Source organism: Lactobacillus kullabergensis, from assembly GCF_003151025.1.
Lineage (GTDB): Bacteria > Bacillota > Bacilli > Lactobacillales > Lactobacillaceae > Lactobacillus > Lactobacillus kullabergensis.
Map to the genome: position 1 here is coordinate 1,752,907 of NZ_CP029477.1, position 21,841 is coordinate 1,774,747.

Consider the following 21,841-nt stretch of genomic DNA (forward strand, 5'->3'; position numbering starts at 1 on the left):
TAAGTTAACAAAAAACATTGTTCTGATTGGAACCCTAAAATTAGGACACTTTATATTAGCTAACTAAGGACTAATTGCCGATATTCAAGCGGAGTTAGTCCTTTTAGTTTGATCTTGATTCTTTTCTGATTGTAATACTCAATGTAGTCTCTAATCGCATCTTCCAGTTCAGTGAGATTCTTAAACTGCTTTTCAAAGCCATAAAACATTTCTCGCTTGAGTATCCCGAAGAAGCCTGCCATTAACCCATCATCAAGCGAATTGCCCTTGCGTGACATTGACTGGCTAATGCCATGATTTTTGAGCCACGCTTGAAACTGGGCATTTTGGTATTGCCAGCCTTGATCAGTGTGGAAGATCAAGCCATTCAGTGCCGGATGCTTGTCCCAGGCCTTTCTTAACATATCCATGGTCTGCTTAAGATTAGGGCTGCGGGAAATGGTATAGGAAACAATCTCTTGGGTGCAGCCGTCAATGATCGGTGATAAATAGGTCTTTTGCCCCTTGAACTTAAACTCCGTCACATCTGATACCATTTGTGATTGGGATAAACCGCACTGAAGCTGCGTTTAATCAGGTCAGGCTTAATCGGACCCTGAGTGCCGCGATAGCTGCTGTATTTGTGCCAACGTTTACTGACTATGCCAAACAATTTCAGCTTGTTCATTAAGCGCTGCACCTTTTATGATTGACTAATAAACCGCGACGCCTAAGCTCTGCAGTAATGCGGCGATAGCCATAGCGGTGCTTGTGTTCTTCATAGATAGCTTTGATTTCAGCCATTATTTCTCGATTGTCCCGCTCTTTGTCCTTCTTCTTTAAAGTGTAGTAGTAATTGCTGCGGGATAGATGGGGCAGATTGGGATTGGCATTAATGGCATCAAGAATAAAAGTTACGCTGACTTTAAGCTCGCGCCTTAGTTGGGTAACTGCCTGGGCTATTTCCGCGGCTTGCGGTTCTTGGTCCGCTGGTCGACTAAGGCGCTCAATTTTTTTACGAATTCGTTCTCGATTTTCAGCTTTATGTTCTGCTGGTGTAAGCGTTCGTTCTCTTGCTTGAGCCGATGATTTTCCTGTTTGATCAGCTGTTCTCTTTTGGTCATGGGGCGGTCGTCCTCTCTGCTTGTTAACGATATTATACCCATTTTTACGGTATTCGTGCAGCCAATTGGACAACATGCCACTACTTTTTAAGCCCAAGTCAAGAGATACTCGACGGGCAGGCTCATGTTCAACTATGATTCGCCTAAGGGCCTGCTCCTTAAAATCACTTGTATAAGCAGTGAAAGGCTGATCTAAAATAGCTAGACCGTGACGGCCAATTAAAGCTAACAAGTAATTAATATTAGTCTTGCCAACCCGATAACGCTGACTTAGCTCAGCAGGGCTGATTTGATAATCGTGCCAAAGATGATAGATTTCAACTTTATCTTGTTTAGATAATTTAGACATAAAAATGACCCCCAAATTTGTCCTAAATTTGGGGGTCACTTCATAAAAAGATATGCTTTTTTTATGCTATCTTTAGTCTTTTTATTATGTAAAGAGATTAGAAATAATTCAGATCAAAGACTAATTATCTTTTTATAGAATCTTCTTGCCTTAAACTGGTAAGCAAAATTATTTTTACACAACATATCAATTAGTCATCATATGCTATTTAAAATATTAGATTTGAGCCAGATTTTGTTCGATTACTTTTTGTCTCCTTTTAGTCCAAATAATAACTAAGGCGATAACTGCATAAATCGCCAACCAAAGAAAAGCACCTTGCCAATCAACTATAGTAGGTTGTACTACAGATTTAGTAGTATTACCATATTTGGTTATACTACCGTAGAACAGAAATACAATCAAATCATATAAACTATGATAAGTCATAGTTAACAGTAGTGAATGCGTGTAAAGATAAACAGCAGCAACTACAAATGCCCAACCAGTCACTTCAATAACTTGTTTTAAAACAGGCAAAGTATTTTTAAAGTCGCTCCTAAGATTAAGTAAATGCCAAAGACCAAATAATATGCCATCAAATAAAACGATTAAGTATATACGATACTTATTGTTATAAAAGATTTGCGCAAGAAGAGAAATAACGACAAAACGACATAGCCACTCTTCAGCAATACCTACCCTTACTGCTCTACCGATTATACCGAGATTGATTTGATTAAAATAGGAATTCAAAGTACCGGCAATGTTAACACCTTTGACCAATTGAGGTATAGCAAGTAAAAGTAAGCGTCCAACTAAAAGCAAAGTTATTAAGGTAGAAAACAGAATCGAATCATTCCGACTAAATGTAAAGTGTGGCCTTTGTATTTTCCAACTAGACATTATCATGACAGTAATGATAATTAAGATAGGAATGCCAGACAAACCCGCATTATTTATTTGCCGCAATACCTTGTTGTAGTGTGAGTCTAAAGGTACAGCAATATTCCTTGCAGTCCACATTATTTGACTATAGACAATAAACAGAAACAGCAAAATTCTTCCCCAATTATTGTTTACTCGACTTAAAGCTAATTTAGCCATTGGGATATACATGAAAAAGGAATAAAAAGTAACCAAAAGCATCCAGAAAGTGCCATTGATCAAATGATAGTAATTCAGTAATTTTGTTAGCAAAGCTAAACATTGAGGCAAAGTGCAACAAATTGTAATGGTTTCAAAGTAATGGTTAAACAATTGCAGTCCGTTTGGCTTTTCAGCTTCAGTCTGTAATAAAGAAAATTGTAAACAAACTAAAATAAAAAAACAAACTAAAATAAAAGAAGATAAAATAGCATTACATTCCTTTGGAGCAAAAAGTTTTGCATTACGTAAACCAAAATAAAAGCAAATCACTAATATCCCGAGCTGTCCCACAGTTTGAGCTAAATGAAATATTCTTATTGTTTTTAATGAACCTGCTGTTTCAGCATTTTGATTTAAACACTTCATAATAACTATATTATATAATATATAAAATTATTTTCAATATATATTTATAGTGTGTTTAAAATTTGGCAGATTATACTATTCGAATGACCAAGAACCTAATTACATAGTTAACTCTTGAGCCTCTTTTCACTCAGAAAAGATATAATCTTTTTTTGTTATCACAAAACAATCAAGATTTTTTGTATTTAATGACTAATATCTATCTTTACCAACAAAAAACATTGTTCTGATTAGAACAATGTTTTTATTTTTAATACTAATTACCAAATATGTACTCGTTTCTCTGGGTCGAGCCACATGCCGTCTTCCGGTTTAACATCGAAAACTTTGTAAAAGTCATCTTGGCATTGACTTTGAACATTAGCCCGCAGTGGACCGGGCGCATGAACATCAACAGCAGTTTGACTCTTAATTGATTCAGTCAGTTGCTTATTAGCCCAAATGCGTGCAAAGTTTTCAAACAGTTTCTTCAAATCATCATTTTCGTTCTTGGCAGCTTCAACAGCAGCAGTCAAGCCACCCTGATCAGCAATATTTTCAGAAACTATTTGCTTACCATTGAGTTTAACTGGTCCATATTCTATACCGTCAAACAAGTCAATTTCAGCTTGTGTCCGTTTCTTAAATTCAGCATAATCTTCATCAGTCCACCAATTAGTCATATTGCCTAATTCATCAAACTGAGCACCATTGTTATCAAAGGCATGGGAAACTTCATGAGCAATTACGGAACCGATTCCGCCAAAGTTGGCCGCTCTGTCTTGTTTCAAATCATAAAATGGCTTCTGCAAAATTGCTGCAGGGAAAGTCAGATCATTTCTTTGAGGGTCATAACAGGCATTGACTAGGTTACCAGGCATTGCCCAAACTGTTCGATCAACTTCCTTGTGCAATTGTTCAATGTTGTACTTTTGCTGCACAATAGTAAATGCACGTTCATTTGAATAGAGGCTGCCACCCTCATTAGCTGGAATTACCTTCAAACGATTGTAAATTTCTTCGATTTTATCTGGATAACCAATCTTTAATACCAAAGCATCAAGTTTAATAATTGCACGTTTCTTAGTTTGTTCAGAAAGCCAATCGTTATTCTGCAAACGTTCCTTGTAAACCTCAAGCATACGGTGAATCATGTCTTCAACGTCTTCTTTAGCTTCTTTACCAAAGTAGGTTTGACCATAATAAACGCCAACTACTTCGCTAAATGAATCATTTGCTATGTAGTAAGCTTGTTTCTCACCACTTGTCAATTGAGGTTGACCACTAAGAGCCTGACTAAATGGAAACGCTGCTTCACGAAATTCTTGTGACAAGGAGTCAGCAGCCGCGTTAATAAAGTTAACCAACATCCAGCCTTTGATTTCATCAAAGTTTTCTTCATTGATAATTTCGTTAATGTGATCCAAGTAGCGTGGTTCTTCAACAATAATTCGTTCTGGTTCTTCGCCAATTGCTTCTTTCAAGTAGTAAGCAATCTTAAACTGATCAAACTTAGCTTCAAAGTCAGCAATCTTCATTGGATTGTAAGTAGCAGGATAATCTGCCCACTCTTCTGTAGACTTAACGATCTTAGATAGCTTAGCATCAAATTTAATAGCATCTTCTGCATATTTTTCTGCTTTAGCTTGATCAATACCAGCCATGGTTAAAAGCTTAACCGATTGCTTTTGCAAAATGTCTAATAGTTTTGGTGCATCAGGAGTTTGATAAGTTGTAGTGTCAGGCAAGAAAGTTCCAGGACCAGAAAAATACAAAGCATTAACTTTGGTATTCTTCATGTCAGGCGAAACGCCAAAGCTAAATGGAAGTATGGCAAAAGTTGCTAAGTCAGGCGCATTTAAGTTGTAGTCAGAAAAGTCCTTAATGCCATCAAGAAGTTCCAAGTCTGACTTAATTGGTGCAGCTCCATCAGCGTTTCTTTTATCGAAATCTCTAGCTAATTTGTATAACTTAACGGCTTCATCAAAATCAGGTACATTTGGTAATTCTTTTTTTCCAGCAGCAAAATCAGCAAAATCCTGCATCAAATGCTTTTCAACGTCAACATCAATACCATCAAATGAGGCCATTCGTGACCGGTCTTCTGGAATCTTGGTTTTTTCAATCCATTCTGAGTTAACAGCAAGGTATAGGTTGTCCTGCGGGCGTGCATCAAGCTTAGGTTCGATGATATTACCACTACCGCCTCGAACTGCGAAGTTTTTATTCATTCAGAGAGTCCTCCCTTTTTTATCTAAATTAAAAATAGACTAAATTAATATTATCATTCTAATTATACCCTTAACATTAAAAAAATTTTACAAAATTACTTATAAAGCGTGATATGCTTGTGCAATTTTGCGTGCAATGGCAATAAGAGCAGTACCATCAGAAAAATACCACAGGCAGCAATAATAAAGAATGGAATGTAACCCGCACGATCAATTATCATGCCGCCAAATAATGGACCAAAAGCCTGACCAATGCCACGGGCAACATTAATTTCACCCTGATATTTGCCCTTGCTGTTTGCTGGAGATAAATCGTTAATGTATGCCGGAACAGCTGGAAATGCAGTCGCTTCACCCATAGTCAGGATAAACATTGATAGTGCAAAGTGGGCAAAATCTTTGGCAAAAATCAACGTGGCAAAAGAAATTGCAAACATGAGCGTTCCAAAAATAATTTGCTGAAACAAGTTCTTAAACAAATTAGGATAGCGTGCCAAAATCACTTGAATAATGACTATTACAGCACCATTTAGGGTCCATAACAAGCTATACAAATGGAAAGGTATTCCTAATGAAACCATGTAAACTGACAGGTTAGACTCCCAATTCATGTACATTAGCCATGTCACAGCCAAGGAAATCAAGAATCCTACCATTAACATCACGTTGTATTTGGGCATAGGATCAACTTTTTGCTTCGCGCCTTTTTTAATACCGTTCTTTTTACGATTTTGGTGAAAAGTATTAATTGGACGATAATGAATCGCTGCATTAACGCAGGCTATGGCAAATAGTGAAGCCGCTAAAATAAATAAGAACTCAATTGAAAAGTCGTAAAGATATCCTACCAGCAGCGTTCCTGTGACAGTACCGACATTTTGGGCAAAATAAATCAGATTAAAAACATAACGCCCTGAATATTTACGCAAACTTGTTGCTATTGAGTTAATTAAGGTGCCATTCCAACCACTGATGCAACCGGTAAGAATAAGCCAAAACCAATATTGCGGCCAGCCATGGAAAAAAGCCATCATGAACAAAACAAAGGCATCCAGTCCTAATCCTGTAACAATTAATGGGTATGGGTTCAGACGGTCATATAAGCGTCCAGCTAAAAGCGAACCCAATACATTGCTGGCACAATTGCAAAATAAAACAACCCCTATCACAGAAAGGCTGATGTGTAATTGCTTGTTTAAATAAACCGAAGTCAAGGGCCAAACAAAACTCGACCCGATCCACGTGGCCAGCTCCCCCAGTAATAGCCAGCGTAACTTAATTTCAGTTTCTTCATGAGATCCATGTTTAAGTTTCATTTATTCAGTCCTTTCTTTTTTAGTTTCCATTTACCAGTTTAGCAAGAAGTATTAAAAAAGAACACCCCCATTTAAAATAGCTGAACTGGTATTTTGCATACAAAATAATAATTTTATTCTTAGAGAAAAAAGATGACCACCAGCGATTTGCTGCAATCATCTTTATTGCTGTTTAATTAATCCAGAGCCTAAAAGAATTGACCCTTATTCTCCTGATAATACTTTTGATAACGTCCTTTATAATTATGGAACATATATTTCAACAGTAGCCACCGCTTAAAATTGCGATCCTGATCATAAAAGACTGTTGTACCATAACGTCCTTCATGGATTAACTCTTCAGCCATTCTTTTGGCTTCATTATCAACAGCGTATTGCTTAAACACATTGACAGGTATGCCCAGCCACAATTTATGCTTTGACTTTAACTTATTGCAGTAAACCGGCTCCTTATCGTTTAAGCTGTCATAAACATAGTCATCCACATACCATTTCGCCAGGTTATAACCATTAAGTGTTACATAAAAGCTTGAACGTCCTTGGCGCAGATTGATTTCAAAGAATTTATATTTACCATCTCGCGTATCATACTTGATGTCAAAGTTGGCCATCCCCGTATAATTGATTTTTTCCAAGAATGATTCAACTTGCTCGTATAGCTTTTCGTCATAATCAGGCAAAATTGCCATATAATTACCAATTGATTGAGGTGTCGGATCCTCCAGCAATGGGTGACCCATACACATCATCTTGATATGATGTTCCTTATCAACATAAGCGTTTAATACACGCATGTTGGAATCATCGCCAGGAATAAAATCTTGCAAGATCAAGTCTTCATGATAGCCATTTTCATAAATTTTGGTGACAATATCACGCAATTCAGTTTCATTATGAATGGTAAAAGCTTTTTTACGACCCTCAAACTGCACATCAAGCCAGGAAACAGGATCTTCCGGCTTGAGTTCCATAGGATAGCCAAAGGGAAGTTCCAGATAATTTTCTGCCTTGTAATCAGCCATCGTCACAATCTTGGTTTTAGGGTATGGCAGACCACATTCTTCAGCTATCTGGTAAAAGTTTTCTTTTGAAATTAGTTTTTGTAATAAATCGTAGTCAACATAGGGAACTACAAAAACTTGTTCCAATTCTGCCTTATGCTTTGCAAGCAATTCAGAATAGCCGTCTCCACACGAAATCAAAATTACCGGTTCTTCATGATCCTGGTAAATTTTCATTTGCTCACGCATAACTTCAATAAAAGTAGGATCCTCGCTGAAGCCATGATGTAATTCCACCCTGACAATTTTAGAATAACGTGTTGCCGCCAGCTGACTGTCAGCCAGCGCCTTTACGCTAATACCGTATGCCTCGTTAAACGATCGGGCCATGCCGTAAACATTAATGTCACTGCCAAGTAAAATTGGCGTAAAGTTTCGTTTCATTAATAAATTGTTCTCCTCATTAAACCAGCTTGCCCTGCTTAATCAAGCTGGCAACTTCTGGTTGAACATGCTGGTATTTGGCAACTGTGCCGTCATAATCAACAAAGAATAATTTATACCATACCAAAAATGTATAAATTGTCCAAATTTGTCGACGATGGGAACCGTCACCCTTGTAGTTTTCATCAAGCAGAGCCAAAATTTTATCCTGCTCAAAAACGTCTTGTACAAAGTCTTCACTGAATAATTCGCGCACTTGTTTATAAAAACGGGGTTCTTGCAACCATTCTTTGATTGGGGTTGGGAAGCCTAATTTTGGTCGTTTAGCCCATTCATCCGGTAAAACCTTTTCTGAAGCCTTGCGCAAAGCATACTTAGTGTCATGCTTGTTCACTAAGTAATCAGTCGGAATTGAATTGGCTCTTTCTGCAACCTTTTTATCAAGGTATGGCACCCTTAACTCCAGAGAATGAGCCATAGAAATTTTATCCGCTTTTTGTTCAATATCATTTAGCATAAAGTGGTGCAGATCAATGTACTGCATCTGCCGGACATTATCGAGATCTTTTACTTTTTTAAAGTCACTTTGGTAAATACCGTTGACAGTTAATTTATTCCGATAAGAAGGCTTTAAAACACTGTTAGCATCTTCAGAGGTAAAGATAGTCGGATAATCCATGTCATAGATAACTGATTGACCAACGTAAAATTCACTTGGTTCAGCTAAATTGGTATATAAATGAACCTTACCAGGGAAGTTCGGCATTTTTTTAATTCTGTGTGCCAGTTTAACCCTGGTCTTCTTCGGCAACTTTTTGCATTGGGAAGTAAAAACTTTAATAATGCTGTTGTGCGTGTGCATTCCGTAGTTAACATAACCTGCAAATAATTCGTCCGCACCTTCGCCGGACAAAGCAACTGTCACATGTTTACGTGCCATCTTGCATAAATACCATAATGGAATTATTGACGGGTTTGCATCCGGCTCATCCATATGGTATTGCATTTCCGGGAAGTCATGCATTGCCTCATCTGCTTTAACCTTATCAGAAAAGAAATGCCAGCCCTTCATATCAGCTAAAGCTCTGGCCTTTGAAGCTTCATCATAAGTTGCATCATCAAAAGAAATTGAGAATACATCATCCGGATTTAATATACTAGTGATGTAACTTGAATCTACTCCTTCTGATAAGAAGGCACCAACCGGAACATCGGCAATATGGTGCAATTTAACTGACTCGTGTAAATCTTCGTCAATTTTATTGACGGTTTCTTCAAAACTTAAAGTATTGGCCTTATATTCTGCATCCCAGTACTGATGGGTTTTCATTTCACCATCTTTATATTCGAACCAGTGACCGGCAGGAAATCTATAAATTCCCTTAAAAAAAGTTTCATGCAAATCATTATACTGGTTCATCAAGTATGGTTTAACCGCTTCAATGTTTAAACGTCTTTTAAAACCAGGCATTGCCAAAAAGCTTTTGATTTCTGAGCCTATCGTTAATTGACCATTCTCATCACTGTAATAAAGTGGCTTAATACCAAAGAAATCGCGCGCACCATACAACGTCTGGGTATTGTCATCCCAAATCGCAAAAGCAAACATGCCACGAACACGCTTGAGCAAGCCATCCATGCCCCACTCTTCAAAGCCATGCAGAAGAACTTCTGTATCGGACTTAGTGGTAAAAGTATGACCCGCAGCAATTAATTCATCTCTCAATGGCTGGAAGTTGTAGATTTCACCATTGAAGATAATGGCCATTGTTTTATCTTCGTTGTAAATTGGTTGACTGCCACCACGCAAATCAATGATTGATAATCTTCTAAACCCTAAAGCAACTTTATCGTTGGTATAAAAACCATCTGAATCAGGACCACGATGCATAATTGCCGCCATCATTTTACCGATAGCGGCTTGTTTATCATTTATTTCTGGATTATAAAATGCAACAATTCCGCACATTGCTTATCTTCCCTTAATTATGTTACTTTGTATATTTTTGTCTTTAATTTAACTTTACTATTATATGCTAAAAGCCGGGCAATTTCCAAATTGCCCGTCGCGACTTTACTAAATATAAAAAATTCTGCGTTTGCTGGCAGCACCATAACCAAAAGCCTGAATATAATGCCTCTGTATGTCAATATTCACAATATAACCCGCAAATTCGGTTTGATGATCAATTTGTCTTTTCCAATTCTTGTTATATTTAGTAGTTAAAGCATGATTAGGACCCATCAGTGCCGAACAGTTAAATAAGATATACTGAATTCCGTTAATCCGGTACTGGTCTTCCCTGTGTCTATGACCGCAAAAGTAGGCAATAATACGCGCATTTTTCACATTAGTAAAATCAAAGTCATTAGCTAAACGAAACTCCGGTGGAATTCCGTGGCTGGAATGCATCTGTCCTTTTTCACCCTGATTAAAAGCAACTAGCAGCTCGTGCAGAGAACGACCATTATACTTCAAAGCATTTGAACCCTTACGATTAATCGGATTAGCATGACTCATAAAGATAATTTGCTTATTTGATGACTGCTCCAGTATTTCAATAATTTCTTCAATTTGATCTTCTCTCACAGCCAAAGTAAGTTTCACATCATACTTTTTTCTGCCTTGGGCATCCAAATAGTAAGGCAAATCAGAAGTATTAACGGAAATAAAGCGCAAGTCATCCACATCATAGTAACAAACCCCGTGTTGCCGCGAAATATAATGGACACCCTTTTGCTTATACAAAGCAGGCCACATAATCCCTTCAAACTCATTTTCAGGAAAGGAAGCACTTAAATCATGGTGTTCATCAAATTTATCATTTTCATCATGATTGCCTTTAATCAGCATATAAGGCACTTTGTCGGAAACAAATGAATCACGCAACTTGGTTAATTCACTTTCGCCCAAAAAGCCGGTATCGGAACCATCAATCCAGTCACCCAAATGAACTTTTAAACTTAACAATCCTGAGTCATCAAGATAAGAAAATTCGTTAACGTGAGTTAAGCCGTTCCAGCCATAAAAGTCCATACTATTACGATCTTTATAATGAGTATCAGTAATAACACTGACATTAACAGAATTTTTTCCTGTGCGAATGTGGCCTTTGACTCTTTCAACAAAGCGATCCAAATATTCTTCTACAACGTAGCGTCTGCCAGTTTTGCGGTTGACAAAAGCACGGTAGCGCTGCAGTTCGGGACTGAATCTGCGCACATATTCAGGTTCTAATTTATCTGTACTTTCAAGGCTAAGAGCTTGATGCAAAATTTTTTCTTCATCCTGGTAAACTGTCAGAGTATACGGCTGATCGTTAGGTGTACCCTGTTCACCATCAACGTGATATTCTCCTACCGTTAAATAATTTTGCATAGGATCAAGCTGTGCATCTTTTTTCTTAAATAAAGAACGTAACCTAGCCCCGTTTATCTTATCAGCTAGCCCTTTAGTATACTTTAAAACACCCATATTTTGCCTCAAGCAGAAAGAAAAAGAGCTGAACACACATTCAGCTCTAAAATTATAAGCTTTTTTCTAAAGCGTGTGCCGCTAAACCAATTGACAGAAGTGCATCTTTAGACAAAACCCCTTGTAATGTTTTTGGCGCTACTTCTTCAACGGCTCCAATTACTTTTAAACTGTAACTAACGACATGAAAATCTACCAGGTTGTTGTAAAACCCGTCTTCATATGGATTCTCATGATTATAAGTTAGATTAATTTCATTTTTATCAACAAAACCATCAACATGGTTAGTCAAAATCCGATCCTGCAAATCGGTTAATTGCTCCGATAACTTAATTAAAGTCAGTTTATGATCACTTTCAGTGTCATAATACTGCTCTTGACTCATGCCGAAGTATTCTTTTATTGGCTTATGCAAAACGTGCAAATTATCAATTACACGATAAACTGCCTCGGCATCAAAATCTGTTTCTTTATTTAAAATACTTTCTTGATTTGCGGCCAAGTCATCGGCCAAAGTTATTATTTCTAACTTCTCCATGGTATCCTCCTAAAGTTCATTATATATTATACCAAAAAAACAGCTATTGCACTTTTTGAAGGAAAAGTTTCTGATATTTAAGCAAAAAGAAAATAATTAAAAATTTCAGCACAATAACTGGGAAAAATTGTTTTTAAAAGAATAAAAATCTTTTGGCGTATTTATTTATGAACGTTAATATATATTTAAGGAGAATAAAAATGAATAATATTACTCGTTGTCCTTGGAGTGACCATAATGATTCCTTACTTAAGGATTACCACGACCACGAATGGGGCAAATTAAACTTAGATGAACGTTACTTATTTGAAATGCTGGTGCTGGAACTGTTTCAGTCTGGTCTCAGTTGGTCTACAGTTTTGCATAAACGGCAAAATTTTCGCCAGGCTTTTTGCAAATTTGTTCCCGAAGAAGTTGCGCAAATGACCGAACAGGATAAGGCGCGCTTATTGCAAGACAAAGGAATCATTCGCAATCAAAGAAAAATTGCCGCTGCAATTACCAACGCACGCGCACTATTAATTATTGATGCCAAATACGGCAATTTTGCCCATTATTTACAAAAATTTATTCCCACTCCTATTATTCATCATCCTCAGACAAGTGATGAGGTACCAACGACAAACAAGATTGCCCAAAAACTAGCAAGGCAGATGAAACAAGACGGTTTTACTTTTGTGGGGCCAGTAATTCTATACTCATTCCTGCAGAGCGTTGGCCTAATCAACGATCATTTAGAAAATTGTCCCTTTAAATATCACGGCTAAAAAAGTGAATCAAGCTGAAATTTACATACTTGATTCACTATATTCAGATATTTTCGTTTTTAGACTAATTTTTTACGGATCCAGCCCGAAATCCAGTCAATGATCACAACCATAATGATGATTCCGAGTAAAATGATACCAACTCGGTTCCATTGACGGTACTGCAGTGCAATGATTAACGGGTAACCAATACCACCGGCTCCAACTAAACCTAAGATAGAAGCAGACCGAATCGAAACATCAAACCGGTATAACGTGTTTGAAATTAAAGCCGGCATTAAATTAGGCAAAGTAGAAAACATAATAATATTTGTCTTTGAACCACCAACAGCGGTAACCGCTTCGTTAGGACCATCCTCCAGGTTTTCAATTGCTTCAGAAAAGAGCTTGGCAAGCATTCCCACTGAGTGAAAGCCTAGTGCCAAAACACCCGCAGCAGAACCTGGTCCAACAGCTTTAATAAACATTAAGGCTAAAACAATTTCTGGAAATGATCTGATTATTGCCAGCACAATCTTGCCTGACCGTGAGACATACCAGTGCTTGTGCTTAGTATTTGCGGCCCAAAAAGCAAAGGGTAATGAAATAATGGCAGAAATGAATGTTCCTAAAAAGGCAATGCAGACAGTTTCCCATAATTGCGACAGTAAGTCTTCACCTGAGCCGTTATAGACATAAGACCAATCAGGATGAAAAATGCCAGAAAAGATCGCACCGGCAATTTGTCCGGCTGTTTCTTTGATTCCGCCAAAATCGATTCCTGTGCATGACCAAACCACTAAAGCCGCAGTGACAACTGCTATTAGCCAGTGCAAAACACGTTTTTTGACATCTATGGGCCTAGGAGGCAATTTTTTCATACTTGTATCCATTATTGCATCAACGCCTCCCGTGATTTAGATGAAACATAATCAATTAGTACCACTACTATAATGATCACAATAATAATTGTTCCTGTCTTAGGATAATCAAAGATTTGCAGTGTCTGTTGCAGATACAAACCAATACCACCGGCACCGATATAACCTAAAACGGTTGAAGCACGCACGTTAATTTCAAATGCATACAAACAATAGGAAATAAAATAGGTCATAACCTGAGGCAAAACCGCAAAGACAATGATTTGCAATTTGTTGGCACCAACAGCAGTCAAGGCTTCAATCGGACCCGGATCAATAGTTTCAATTGCTTCGTAAAACAGTTTGACCACAATCCCGAACGTACAGATAGCCAAGGCTAAAACACCAGCTACTGGCCCTATACCGACAATAGCTACGAAGATAGCACCCAAAAGCAGGTCAGGAACAGTTCTGATGATATTCATAATAATCCGCAATATTCCAGTAAGTGCTTTATTTTTTACAATATTGCGCGCAATAAGCAAAGAGTAAATAAAAGCAATTACAGAACCGATTGCAGTACCCAAGATCGCCATCTTAATAGTTTCCAGCAAAAGAGGTACTACTGTGCCCAGATAAGACCAGTCAGGATGCAGCATTTGCAAGAAAATGTCAGCAAATTGCCCAAAGTTGGCAAACAAGGCGCCTAAGTCAGTTTTGGTTTCATTAGTAGAAATGAATAATCCGGCAATAAAAAGCAATACCCAAAGCAAATTTAAGATTTTAAACTTTTTCTTAGGCAAAGCCTTCAGCTTTTCTTGCTCTGTGCTACTCATCTTCATCACCACCGGAATAGATCTGATCAAACGTTGTTGCCGGGGTATCAGACATCTTGCCGTCATAGATAATTTCACCAGCACGAACGCCAATGACCCGCTTGCCAAATTCCTGTGCCAGTTGCACGCTGTGCAGGTTAATGACAACTGTCATGCCATGCTTTTCGTTAAGCATCTGCAAGTCTTTCATCACCCGGCGTGAAGTCTGCGGGTCAAGCGAAGCTGTTGGCTCATCTGCCAGAATAATATCCGGGTTTTGAGTCAAGACACGCGCAATAGCTACCCGCTGCTGCTGTCCACCGGACAATTCATCAGCCCGAGAGTAAACTTTGTCTTCAAGATCAACTTGTTGCAAGGCGTCATAGGCGCGTTGTTTATCTTCTTTAGTAAAAAGGTTTAGAGTGGATTTCCAAGTGGGATAATATCCCACTCTGCCAGTTAAAACGTTACGCATCACACTTGAGCGCTTTACCAAGTTAAAGCTTTGGAAAATCATCCCAATATGACGACGCAAAGTTCTTAACTTTTTACCTTTGGCCTTAGTAATAGATTCACCATTGATTAAAATATCACCTTCGGTAATATCAATTAAACGGTTAATCGACCGCAAAAGCGTTGATTTGCCGGCGCCAGATAGACCAACAATAACGACAAATTCACCTTTATTGATAGTTAAATTGACGTCTTTTAAACCAACAACATCTTTGCCATAAACTTTTTTAACGTTTTTTAATTCGATTATTGGCTTAACTGCAGAATCTGCCATTATAAACTTCCTTTGTATTCCTTATTTTTTGGTCGATTCGATAATTTTTTCATATTTACGCACAACGTTAAAGTCACTGTCTTTAGTGTGAACGTATCCTTCATGAGTATAAATACTCTCGATGACTTTTTTACCCTTCTTAGACTTGCCAATATCGATAAATGCCTTGGCCAGCTTCTTTCTGAATGAATCAGACATGCTGGGAACAACGGAAATCGTATCGTTGGGAATAGGCTTAGTAAAGTAAATTGGTACTACTTGACTCATGATTTTAGGATTATCGTCTTTCACAATTGTCCGCGCATCTTCAAATACAAATGCGGCATCTGTGTCACCATTGAGGACATTCAAAACAGCTTGGTCCTGACCAGTCACAGTGACTAACTTGCAACTCTTGCGTACATCAAGGCCTTTTTCCTTCAACTCAGCAATCGGGAAAACGTAGCCGGCTGAAGAGGTTGGGCTTTGAATAGAAATTGACTTTCCTTTTAAATCTTTCCAACTCTTAATTTTAGAATTTTTCTTAGCTACAATCTCAGCACGATAGAAGTTAACGAGTTCCTTTGTTGGACGTCCGTTTGGTTGTTTAACTCCATATCTTTGTGCTTGAAGCAATACATCTGCCGCACCTTGCTTGTGAGCTAAAATATACCCATTTGGTGGCAAGAAACCTACATCAACTTTCTTAGACTTCATGGCTTCGACCACTGTGTTGTAATCAGTAGACATTGAAACGTGAACTGGAATACCTAAACGGTCTGACAGCATCTTTTCCAGTGGCTTTGCACGAGACTCCAGCTTTGTGGCTGCCTGACTAGGAACGAATTGCACATTCAAAGATTTGGGCGTGCCACTATCTTTGCTCTTTTCCTTATTTGAGCAGGCAGTTGCCATTAAGGCTACTAAAAAAACAGCAGCACAAGCTAATATTTTTCTAAATTTTCTCATCATGCCCTCCCAGACATAAAAAAAGACTTTAGCTAAAAACACAAACGTGAATTAAACTAAGTCTTTCAATAACACTTTTACTAAAAAAGCGAACAATACCTTTTTGAAAGGAACGAAAAGGCTTTTTTGCAAAAACTTCAATGAACGCTAGGCGCCGTTGATATTTTTGCATTACCTTCACTCTCCTTTCGACATACTGTATTTATTCTATCAAATAATAGCAGAAATGTTTTATTTAGAAAAGAGAATTGACTAGAAATCTTATTTTGTTTAAGAAAGTTTATTTAATTCCTATTATGCGGCTTTTTTAGATTTTTGAAATATTGGGAAAACTATTTCTTAGTAGAAGCAATTACTTTATTGTATTGACGAATAATGTCATAGTCGCTGTCTTTTGCGTAAGTATAGCCTTCTTGGTTATAAACATTTTCAATAATCTTCTTACCTTCTTTAGATTTGCCAATAGCAATAAATGCTTTAGCCAACTTCTTCTGGAAGGATTTTGGCAAACTTGGAATAACCGAAATAGTATCGTTAGGAATACGCTTGGTGAAGTAGATTGGCACTACCTTGCTCATAATCTTCGGATCATCATTCTTAACATTATTACGAGCATCTTCAAATACGAAAGCTGCGTCAGTATCACCGTTTAAAACGTTTAAGACACCTTGATCGGCACCCTTAACAGATACAGTCTTGCAACTCTTGGTTACATCTAATCCCTTTTGCTTCAATTCAGCAACAGGGAATACATAACCAGAGTCAGAAGTGATGTCTTGAACAGAAATTGACTTGCCTTTTAAGTCCTTCCAGCTCTTAATTTTTGAACCCTTCTTAACCAGGATTTCACCACGATATGAGTTGACTAATTCTTTGGTTTGAACACCATTTGGCTGTTTAATGCCATAACGAACTGATTGTAAAAGCAGATCAGCTGCTTTTTGCTTGTGAGCCATAATGTAAGCGTCTGAAGGCAAAAAGCCGACATCAACTTTCTTTGACTTCATAGCTTCAACTAAGCCATTGTAGTCAGTTGACATTGAAACATGGACTGGGATACCAAGGCGTTTGGACAATAGTTTTTCCATCGGCTTAGCCCTTGCTTCCAGCTTATTGGCAGCTACACTCGGTACGAACTGAACGTTGAGTGATTTTGGCGTATTACTACTTGAACTAGACTTCTTACTTGAATTGGAACATGCTGTAGCACCAACTGTTAATAACAGTACGAAACATGCTATCAGAAACTTTTTGATTTTGGTCATTTGTTTTTTACACTCCTAATAAATACATTTACCATAACTTCATTTTGCTTAAGCATAAACATTGTTGTCACTTTCATGGCAATACATTCATGTAAATATCCAAATAAAATCGATCTGAATTAACTTCTGCTTCTATTTTCCATTAACATCCTCCCGAAATTAAGCAAATAAAAAAGGCAAAATATGCCTACTGCATATCATGCCCAAGTAGTTATTCTGAAAGAAAAACGAACGGTTAACGAAGATAATTGTAAAGTATTTAAATAGGAAAATAAATTATTGGTTTTTCCTGTTACTTTCATTGCCCTCAACCTTCCAAACAGTATAATTACGTTCATTTCATACTGATAATACCATAAATATTCGCAATTACGCAAGTAAATATCGGATTTTATTTTGTTATTGTATTATGAAAGTTAATTTTACGAACATCAATAATATAATATTTTTTAAGGTTCCTTATTTTGCATAAAAAAGACACACGAATTATTTATCGTATGTCTTTTCATTTTAGAACTCTATTTATTTTTACGTTCTGGCTTGATTGGATTATTGTCAATATCCGTTCTGACAATTAGGACATCAGCCAAAGCATGTTGATTAACATATTCTGTAACAGAACCCATCAACATTCTCTCAACTGCATTTAAACCAGTTGCACCCATAATAATCAAATTATTATGATGGTCTTTAATAAAGTCATAGGAAATAATTGCTTTCGGGCTGCCATAACGAATGTGGTAATCAATATCATCAAAGCCCAAATTGTCATGAGCCCATTCCTTTAAACTCTTGAGGTATTTTTCTGAATCTTGCGTCATCTGATAAACGGTGTCGCCTGTAATCAGCGTATCTTGCATCTCACCTAAAAACTGTCTGGTATCAATTACGCTTAAGACATCAATGTGAGCATTTTCCGTCATTGCAATTTTAACTGCTTTATCAAAGGATCTTTCTGCCGACTCTGAACCATCGACTGGAACTAAAATACTAGCTTTTTTCGTTTCCATGTTCTCACCCTTTTGAAATATATTGTTCTTTTGTTTATTTTACCATAATTTCGATATACTCTTGGCTTTTTTTATAATTGTTTATATACTTGTTTATTGCTAAAATTAGGTGTAATTGTCAAACGCAAAGGTGGAGGTATCATGACCCAAAAACTAAAAAATCAATTAATTGGCGTAAAAAGTGGCCGTAATTTTCGCGAGCTTGGTGGCTATCAAACTAGAGATGGCAAAGCCGTCAAAATGCACAAATTGCTTAGAACCGCTAATTTGGCAACCCTTAATAAGACTGACCTGAAGTTTTTACAAGACTACGGCGTAAAATACGTTGTTGACTTTAGAAGCAAGGACGAAGTTGACCGAGAACCTGATCGTGTACCTGAGGGTGCTATTTATAGCTTTGATCCGGTATTTAGCGAAGATTTGACCGAATCCTCAAAGGGAATTGACGAAATTCTTAGCGAAAAGCATCAAGATCCTAAAGCTGGATTTGATCACATGTTTTTAGCCTATGATGACATGATTAAAAGTGAGTCTGCCCAAAGAGCTTACCGCCACTTTTTTGACGTGTTGCTGGCTAATGACCAGGAAAATCAAAGTATAATTTTTCATTGTACTGCCGGCAAAGACCGGACTGGTTTTGCGGCATTATTAATTTTATCAGTTCTTGGCGTACCATTTGAAACAATCAAAAAAGATTATCTTTTAACAAACGTTGCCACCAAAGACTTTGTTCATAATTTTTTACAAAAAGCTAAAGATGAAGGGGCAAATGACGCAACCCTAAACATCTTAAAAGACTTGCAGACTGTGCATTCTGAATACATTGACTTTGTGCTTACAACTATAAATAAAAATTATGGTAGCGTTGAAAACTACTTACGTGATATTATGAGATTAACTGATGATGAAATCAGTAAGTTGCGTGAAATTTATTTAAATTAGGTTTAATGGTAAGGAGAAATTTTATGACTAAAACAAAAACTGTTTATTTTGGTGCCGGTTGGTTTAACGATAAGCAAAACGATGCTTACAAAAAGGCAATGAAAGCTTTAGAAGAAAACCCAACCATTGACCTGGAAAACAGTTATGTTCCTTTGGATCATCAATATAAAAATATTAGCGTTGAGGAAAATCCTGAATATCTGCGTGATCGTGAATGGGAAACTGCAACTTACCGTGGCGATTTAACCGGTATTAAAGCCAGTGATGTTATGATCGGGGTATATCTGCCTGATGAAGAAGACGTAGGTCTTGGTATGGAACTAGGCTATGCTTTATCACAAGGAAAATACATTGTGTTGGTCATCCCTGATGAAGACTACGGCAAACCAATTAATTTAATGAGCTGGGGCGTTTGCGACATTGCTCTTAAAGTGAGCGAATTAAAAGATTTTGATTTTAATAAGCCTCGCTTTGGCTTTTATGATGGTGCTGTTTATTAAAAATAACATTTTGTCGAAGCAAAACTAAATATGACAAAAAACCGTTTCCATTGAGACGGTTTTTGTGTGAGCAAGTTATGATTCTTCAGGGCGGTTTAGCCTAGTGCGTAAATTAACTGCATATTGCTAAATTAGCTCTAGCTTTGCAAATTAAAATGCCTTGTATTCTTTTACGCTATGAATTCTGCTCTATAATACTTAATTGCACCATAAAAGCATTCATGCTAAAATACAGGTGTAAGAAAAAGGAAGACTTACGCCAATAAGTCTTCCTCACGTAGAGCCGCCACAAAGGACGGTAGCTGCGCTTATAATATTTTTTGTTTAATATTAAAAACCGCCCAGCTAGTTTCTAGGACGGTTTTTGGTTTGCTCATTTATCATGATGCTTGTCAATAAAAACTGTTTCTGTTGAAACAGTTTTTGTGTGAGCAAGATATGACTGTTCAAGGCAGTTTAGCTTAGTGCGTAAAATTAACTGCATGTTGTTAAATTAATGCTAGTTTTGAAATTTAAAAATGCCTTATATACTTTAGCGCTATGAATTCTGCTCTATAATACTTAATTGCACCATAAAAGCATTCATGCTAAAATACAGGTGTAAGAAAAAGGAAGACTTACGCCAATAAGTCTTCCTCACGTAGAGCCGCCACAAAGGACGGTAACTGCGCTTATAGTTATAATTTTTTAAATTTATAAACCGCCCAGCTAGTATCTAGGACGGTTTTTGATTTGCTCATTTATCATGATGCTTGTCAATAAACATTAACAAGGTCAAGATAAACATACCAAAGTTAAGCATTAAACTTAACGCTTCGGCAGTGCTCATCAACTGCTGCTCCTTTCTTTTGGGAGACTGAAGTATGAATAAAAATTGTTCATAGGCCTCACTTCCTTCATGAAAGCGGCAGCTACCGTCCTTTTAACTTTTCTACGCTAATTAAATTATAACAAACCAATCTCAAATATTAACCGGATTTTAGGAAAATTACCTATAATCATATACACCACGCCATTAAAATGGCTTGGTTTTTATTTTGAAGGTTATTTCAGTAGTTACAATACCTAATTAATGTACGCCCCAAATGCTAATCATGCCTCTGCCATGGTATCTGCCGTTTATAATTTTGAAGTAGGGTCTGCCCCAGCAGATAGTTCGTTTCTCGTAGTATAGCAATTAAAGTTATGGGAACAAATAAAGCGACACTCTTTAAAACAAATTTTCTATATCTAAATTATTTATTCTGTCAAATAATCTAAAATGCGAAACATTGCCCTTTTATTTTCCTTAGGAACAGGATGCTCAATAATTTGCTTAGCTGTTTGTTTAAACACCGAACCGGATAGATATTGCGCGTCGTTGACCACAATTTCTTTGATATTATCTGTTTCTGGTTCTAAATGAAACTGCAAACCAACAGCTTGATCGCCTAAGACAAAACCCTGATTTTGTAAATTATCATTGGCAAATAAGACCTCAGCTTCTTCTGGTATTTCAAACATCTCTTCATGCCAATGTAATACTTCTAAACTTTCAGGCAAACCGCTAATTAATTTGGACTGCAACTTGACCGGACCCCAGCCCACTTCTTTAACTGGGGCCTTTTTAACCTGATAGCCTAAAGTTTTAACAATTTGTTGTGCGCCAAAGCATACTCCTAAAACAGGCTTTTTTTCTTGAAGTAGTTGCTTAATTAGCTGGCGCTCCTGCTTAATCCATGGCAGATCATCATTTGGACTCATAGGACCGCCTAAAATAACTAGTAAATCTGTTGTGGCAGCAGTAGGCAAAATGCCAAATTGGTAGGGATGATATACATAAAAGTCATGGTGATGTAGGTCAGACCATTCCTGAATTGAACCAGGGCCTTCGTTTGGCGTGTGTTGCAATACATTAATTCTCATTATTTTGCTCCTTTTAAAATGATTCATCTCCACAATATTTTTTCTAAAATATTCAAATAATAATTTAATATTATTATAATTTAATGATAAAATAAAATTTAAGTCTATACAGTAAAAAGATTAATTTTTTATT

18 protein-coding genes and 1 pseudogene are annotated in these 21,841 nt (G+C 37.1%); 3 read left to right on the top strand and 16 right to left on the bottom strand.

Annotation, left to right across the window (positions count from 1 at the left end; genetic code table 11):
* Positions 1 to 59 precede the first annotated feature (59 nt).
* The 8 genes and pseudogenes from DKL58_RS08315 to DKL58_RS08350 all read right to left on the bottom strand — a co-directional run bounded on the left by DKL58_RS08315 (position 60) and on the right by DKL58_RS08350 (position 11,930).
* Positions 60 to 1,452 (bottom strand): annotated as a pseudogene (locus tag DKL58_RS08315) (IS3 family transposase).
* A 216-nt stretch (positions 1,453 to 1,668) separates the two neighbouring features.
* Entirely contained in the window at positions 1,669 to 2,946 is a 1,278-nt protein-coding gene (locus tag DKL58_RS08320) for a CPBP family intramembrane glutamic endopeptidase (RefSeq protein ID WP_109586784.1), read from the bottom strand.
* 260 nt (positions 2,947 to 3,206) lie between these two features.
* A complete protein-coding gene (locus DKL58_RS08325; RefSeq protein WP_109586785.1) occupies positions 3,207 to 5,156 on the bottom strand; it encodes a M13 family metallopeptidase in 1,950 nt (649 codons plus the stop codon).
* A 95-nt stretch (positions 5,157 to 5,251) separates the two neighbouring features.
* Positions 5,252 to 6,472: an MDR family MFS transporter gene (locus DKL58_RS08330; protein WP_045928664.1), complete on the bottom strand. Its 1,221-nt coding sequence runs from the start codon at positions 6,470 to 6,472 to the stop codon at positions 5,252 to 5,254.
* A gap of 188 nt (positions 6,473 to 6,660) precedes the next feature.
* The gene (locus tag DKL58_RS08335; RefSeq protein WP_109586786.1) at positions 6,661 to 7,917 is read right to left on the bottom strand and encodes a carboxylate--amine ligase; all 1,257 of its coding nucleotides are present in this window, start codon (positions 7,915 to 7,917) and stop codon (positions 6,661 to 6,663) included.
* 19 nt (positions 7,918 to 7,936) lie between these two features.
* A complete protein-coding gene (gene asnB / locus DKL58_RS08340) occupies positions 7,937 to 9,886 on the bottom strand; it encodes an asparagine synthase (glutamine-hydrolyzing) (protein ID WP_109586787.1) in 1,950 nt (649 codons plus the stop codon).
* Positions 9,887 to 9,994: 108 nt separating this feature from the next.
* Entirely contained in the window at positions 9,995 to 11,392 is a 1,398-nt protein-coding gene (locus DKL58_RS08345; RefSeq protein WP_109586788.1) for a metallophosphoesterase, read from the bottom strand.
* 52 nt (positions 11,393 to 11,444) lie between these two features.
* Positions 11,445 to 11,930: a hypothetical protein gene (locus DKL58_RS08350; protein WP_034978240.1), complete on the bottom strand. Its 486-nt coding sequence runs from the start codon at positions 11,928 to 11,930 to the stop codon at positions 11,445 to 11,447.
* 200 nt (positions 11,931 to 12,130) lie between these two features.
* Here DKL58_RS08350 and DKL58_RS08355 point away from each other — a divergent pair, with 200 nt between their 5' ends.
* The gene (locus tag DKL58_RS08355; protein ID WP_109586789.1) at positions 12,131 to 12,697 is read left to right on the top strand and encodes a DNA-3-methyladenine glycosylase I; all 567 of its coding nucleotides are present in this window, start codon (positions 12,131 to 12,133) and stop codon (positions 12,695 to 12,697) included.
* Positions 12,698 to 12,756: 59 nt separating this feature from the next.
* Here DKL58_RS08355 and phnE (DKL58_RS08360) read toward each other — a convergent pair whose 3' ends face one another.
* The 6 genes from phnE (DKL58_RS08360) to DKL58_RS08385 all read right to left on the bottom strand — a co-directional run bounded on the left by phnE (DKL58_RS08360) (position 12,757) and on the right by DKL58_RS08385 (position 18,361).
* A complete protein-coding gene (phnE, locus tag DKL58_RS08360; RefSeq protein ID WP_045928670.1) occupies positions 12,757 to 13,569 on the bottom strand; it encodes a phosphonate ABC transporter, permease protein PhnE in 813 nt (270 codons plus the stop codon).
* The gene (gene phnE, locus DKL58_RS08365) at positions 13,569 to 14,372 is read right to left on the bottom strand and encodes a phosphonate ABC transporter, permease protein PhnE (RefSeq protein ID WP_109586790.1); all 804 of its coding nucleotides are present in this window, start codon (positions 14,370 to 14,372) and stop codon (positions 13,569 to 13,571) included. Before phnE (DKL58_RS08365) ends, phnE (DKL58_RS08360) begins: the two co-directional genes overlap by 1 nt.
* Entirely contained in the window at positions 14,365 to 15,138 is a 774-nt protein-coding gene (gene phnC / locus DKL58_RS08370; protein ID WP_045928672.1) for a phosphonate ABC transporter ATP-binding protein, read from the bottom strand. The genes phnE (DKL58_RS08365) and phnC overlap by 8 nt, the downstream gene beginning before the upstream one ends.
* A gap of 21 nt (positions 15,139 to 15,159) precedes the next feature.
* A complete protein-coding gene (locus tag DKL58_RS08375; RefSeq protein ID WP_109586791.1) occupies positions 15,160 to 16,086 on the bottom strand; it encodes a phosphate/phosphite/phosphonate ABC transporter substrate-binding protein in 927 nt (308 codons plus the stop codon).
* 332 nt (positions 16,087 to 16,418) lie between these two features.
* Positions 16,419 to 17,351 carry a phosphate/phosphite/phosphonate ABC transporter substrate-binding protein gene (locus DKL58_RS08380; protein WP_046332659.1) on the bottom strand — a complete coding sequence of 311 codons (933 nt, stop codon included), beginning with the start codon at positions 17,349 to 17,351 and terminating at the stop codon, positions 16,419 to 16,421.
* A gap of 518 nt (positions 17,352 to 17,869) precedes the next feature.
* Complete coding sequence (locus tag DKL58_RS08385) at positions 17,870 to 18,361, bottom strand: universal stress protein (RefSeq protein WP_046332660.1); 492 nt, start codon at positions 18,359 to 18,361, stop codon at positions 17,870 to 17,872.
* Positions 18,362 to 18,502: 141 nt separating this feature from the next.
* On the opposite strand from DKL58_RS08385, the gene DKL58_RS08390 reads away from it, so the two are divergent.
* Both DKL58_RS08390 and DKL58_RS08395 read left to right on the top strand, forming a co-directional pair.
* Positions 18,503 to 19,303 carry a tyrosine-protein phosphatase gene (locus DKL58_RS08390; protein ID WP_109586792.1) on the top strand — a complete coding sequence of 267 codons (801 nt, stop codon included), beginning with the start codon at positions 18,503 to 18,505 and terminating at the stop codon, positions 19,301 to 19,303.
* Positions 19,304 to 19,326: 23 nt separating this feature from the next.
* Positions 19,327 to 19,803, top strand: coding sequence for a nucleoside 2-deoxyribosyltransferase (locus DKL58_RS08395; RefSeq protein WP_109586793.1), 477 nt, complete (start codon positions 19,327 to 19,329; stop codon positions 19,801 to 19,803).
* Positions 19,804 to 20,539: 736 nt separating this feature from the next.
* Here the strand turns inward: DKL58_RS08395 and DKL58_RS08400 are convergent.
* A complete protein-coding gene (locus tag DKL58_RS08400; protein WP_081945322.1) occupies positions 20,540 to 20,632 on the bottom strand; it encodes a putative holin-like toxin in 93 nt (30 codons plus the stop codon).
* Between the two features lie 410 nt (positions 20,633 to 21,042).
* Complete coding sequence (locus tag DKL58_RS08405) at positions 21,043 to 21,708, bottom strand: type 1 glutamine amidotransferase (RefSeq protein ID WP_109586794.1); 666 nt, start codon at positions 21,706 to 21,708, stop codon at positions 21,043 to 21,045.
* Between the last annotated feature and the right edge of the window lie 133 nt (positions 21,709 to 21,841).

What these genes read in the sequence shown, in the direction of transcription:
- asnB (WP_109586787.1), bottom strand. Translation starts at nt 9,886, where the DNA reads ATGTGCGGAATTGTTGCATTTTATAATCCAGAAATAAATGATAAACAA.
- DKL58_RS08330 (WP_045928664.1), bottom strand. Translation starts at nt 6,472, where the DNA reads ATGAAACTTAAACATGGATCTCATGAAGAAACTGAAATTAAGTTACGC.
- phnE (WP_045928670.1), bottom strand. Translation starts at nt 13,569, where the DNA reads ATGGATACAAGTATGAAAAAATTGCCTCCTAGGCCCATAGATGTCAAA.
- DKL58_RS08335 (WP_109586786.1), bottom strand. Translation starts at nt 7,917, where the DNA reads ATGAAACGAAACTTTACGCCAATTTTACTTGGCAGTGACATTAATGTT.
- DKL58_RS08390 (WP_109586792.1), top strand. Translation starts at nt 18,503, where the DNA reads ATGACCCAAAAACTAAAAAATCAATTAATTGGCGTAAAAAGTGGCCGT.
- DKL58_RS08375 (WP_109586791.1), bottom strand. Translation starts at nt 16,086, where the DNA reads ATGAGAAAATTTAGAAAAATATTAGCTTGTGCTGCTGTTTTTTTAGTA.
- DKL58_RS08320 (WP_109586784.1), bottom strand. Translation starts at nt 2,946, where the DNA reads ATGAAGTGTTTAAATCAAAATGCTGAAACAGCAGGTTCATTAAAAACA.
- phnE (WP_109586790.1), bottom strand. Translation starts at nt 14,372, where the DNA reads ATGAGTAGCACAGAGCAAGAAAAGCTGAAGGCTTTGCCTAAGAAAAAG.
- phnC (WP_045928672.1), bottom strand. Translation starts at nt 15,138, where the DNA reads ATGGCAGATTCTGCAGTTAAGCCAATAATCGAATTAAAAAACGTTAAA.
- DKL58_RS08395 (WP_109586793.1), top strand. Translation starts at nt 19,327, where the DNA reads ATGACTAAAACAAAAACTGTTTATTTTGGTGCCGGTTGGTTTAACGAT.
- DKL58_RS08325 (WP_109586785.1), bottom strand. Translation starts at nt 5,156, where the DNA reads ATGAATAAAAACTTCGCAGTTCGAGGCGGTAGTGGTAATATCATCGAA.
- DKL58_RS08355 (WP_109586789.1), top strand. Translation starts at nt 12,131, where the DNA reads ATGAATAATATTACTCGTTGTCCTTGGAGTGACCATAATGATTCCTTA.
- DKL58_RS08345 (WP_109586788.1), bottom strand. Translation starts at nt 11,392, where the DNA reads ATGGGTGTTTTAAAGTATACTAAAGGGCTAGCTGATAAGATAAACGGG.
- DKL58_RS08350 (WP_034978240.1), bottom strand. Translation starts at nt 11,930, where the DNA reads ATGGAGAAGTTAGAAATAATAACTTTGGCCGATGACTTGGCCGCAAAT.
- DKL58_RS08385 (WP_046332660.1), bottom strand. Translation starts at nt 18,361, where the DNA reads ATGGAAACGAAAAAAGCTAGTATTTTAGTTCCAGTCGATGGTTCAGAG.
- DKL58_RS08400 (WP_081945322.1), bottom strand. Translation starts at nt 20,632, where the DNA reads ATGAGCACTGCCGAAGCGTTAAGTTTAATGCTTAACTTTGGTATGTTT.
- DKL58_RS08380 (WP_046332659.1), bottom strand. Translation starts at nt 17,351, where the DNA reads ATGACCAAAATCAAAAAGTTTCTGATAGCATGTTTCGTACTGTTATTA.
- DKL58_RS08405 (WP_109586794.1), bottom strand. Translation starts at nt 21,708, where the DNA reads ATGAGAATTAATGTATTGCAACACACGCCAAACGAAGGCCCTGGTTCA.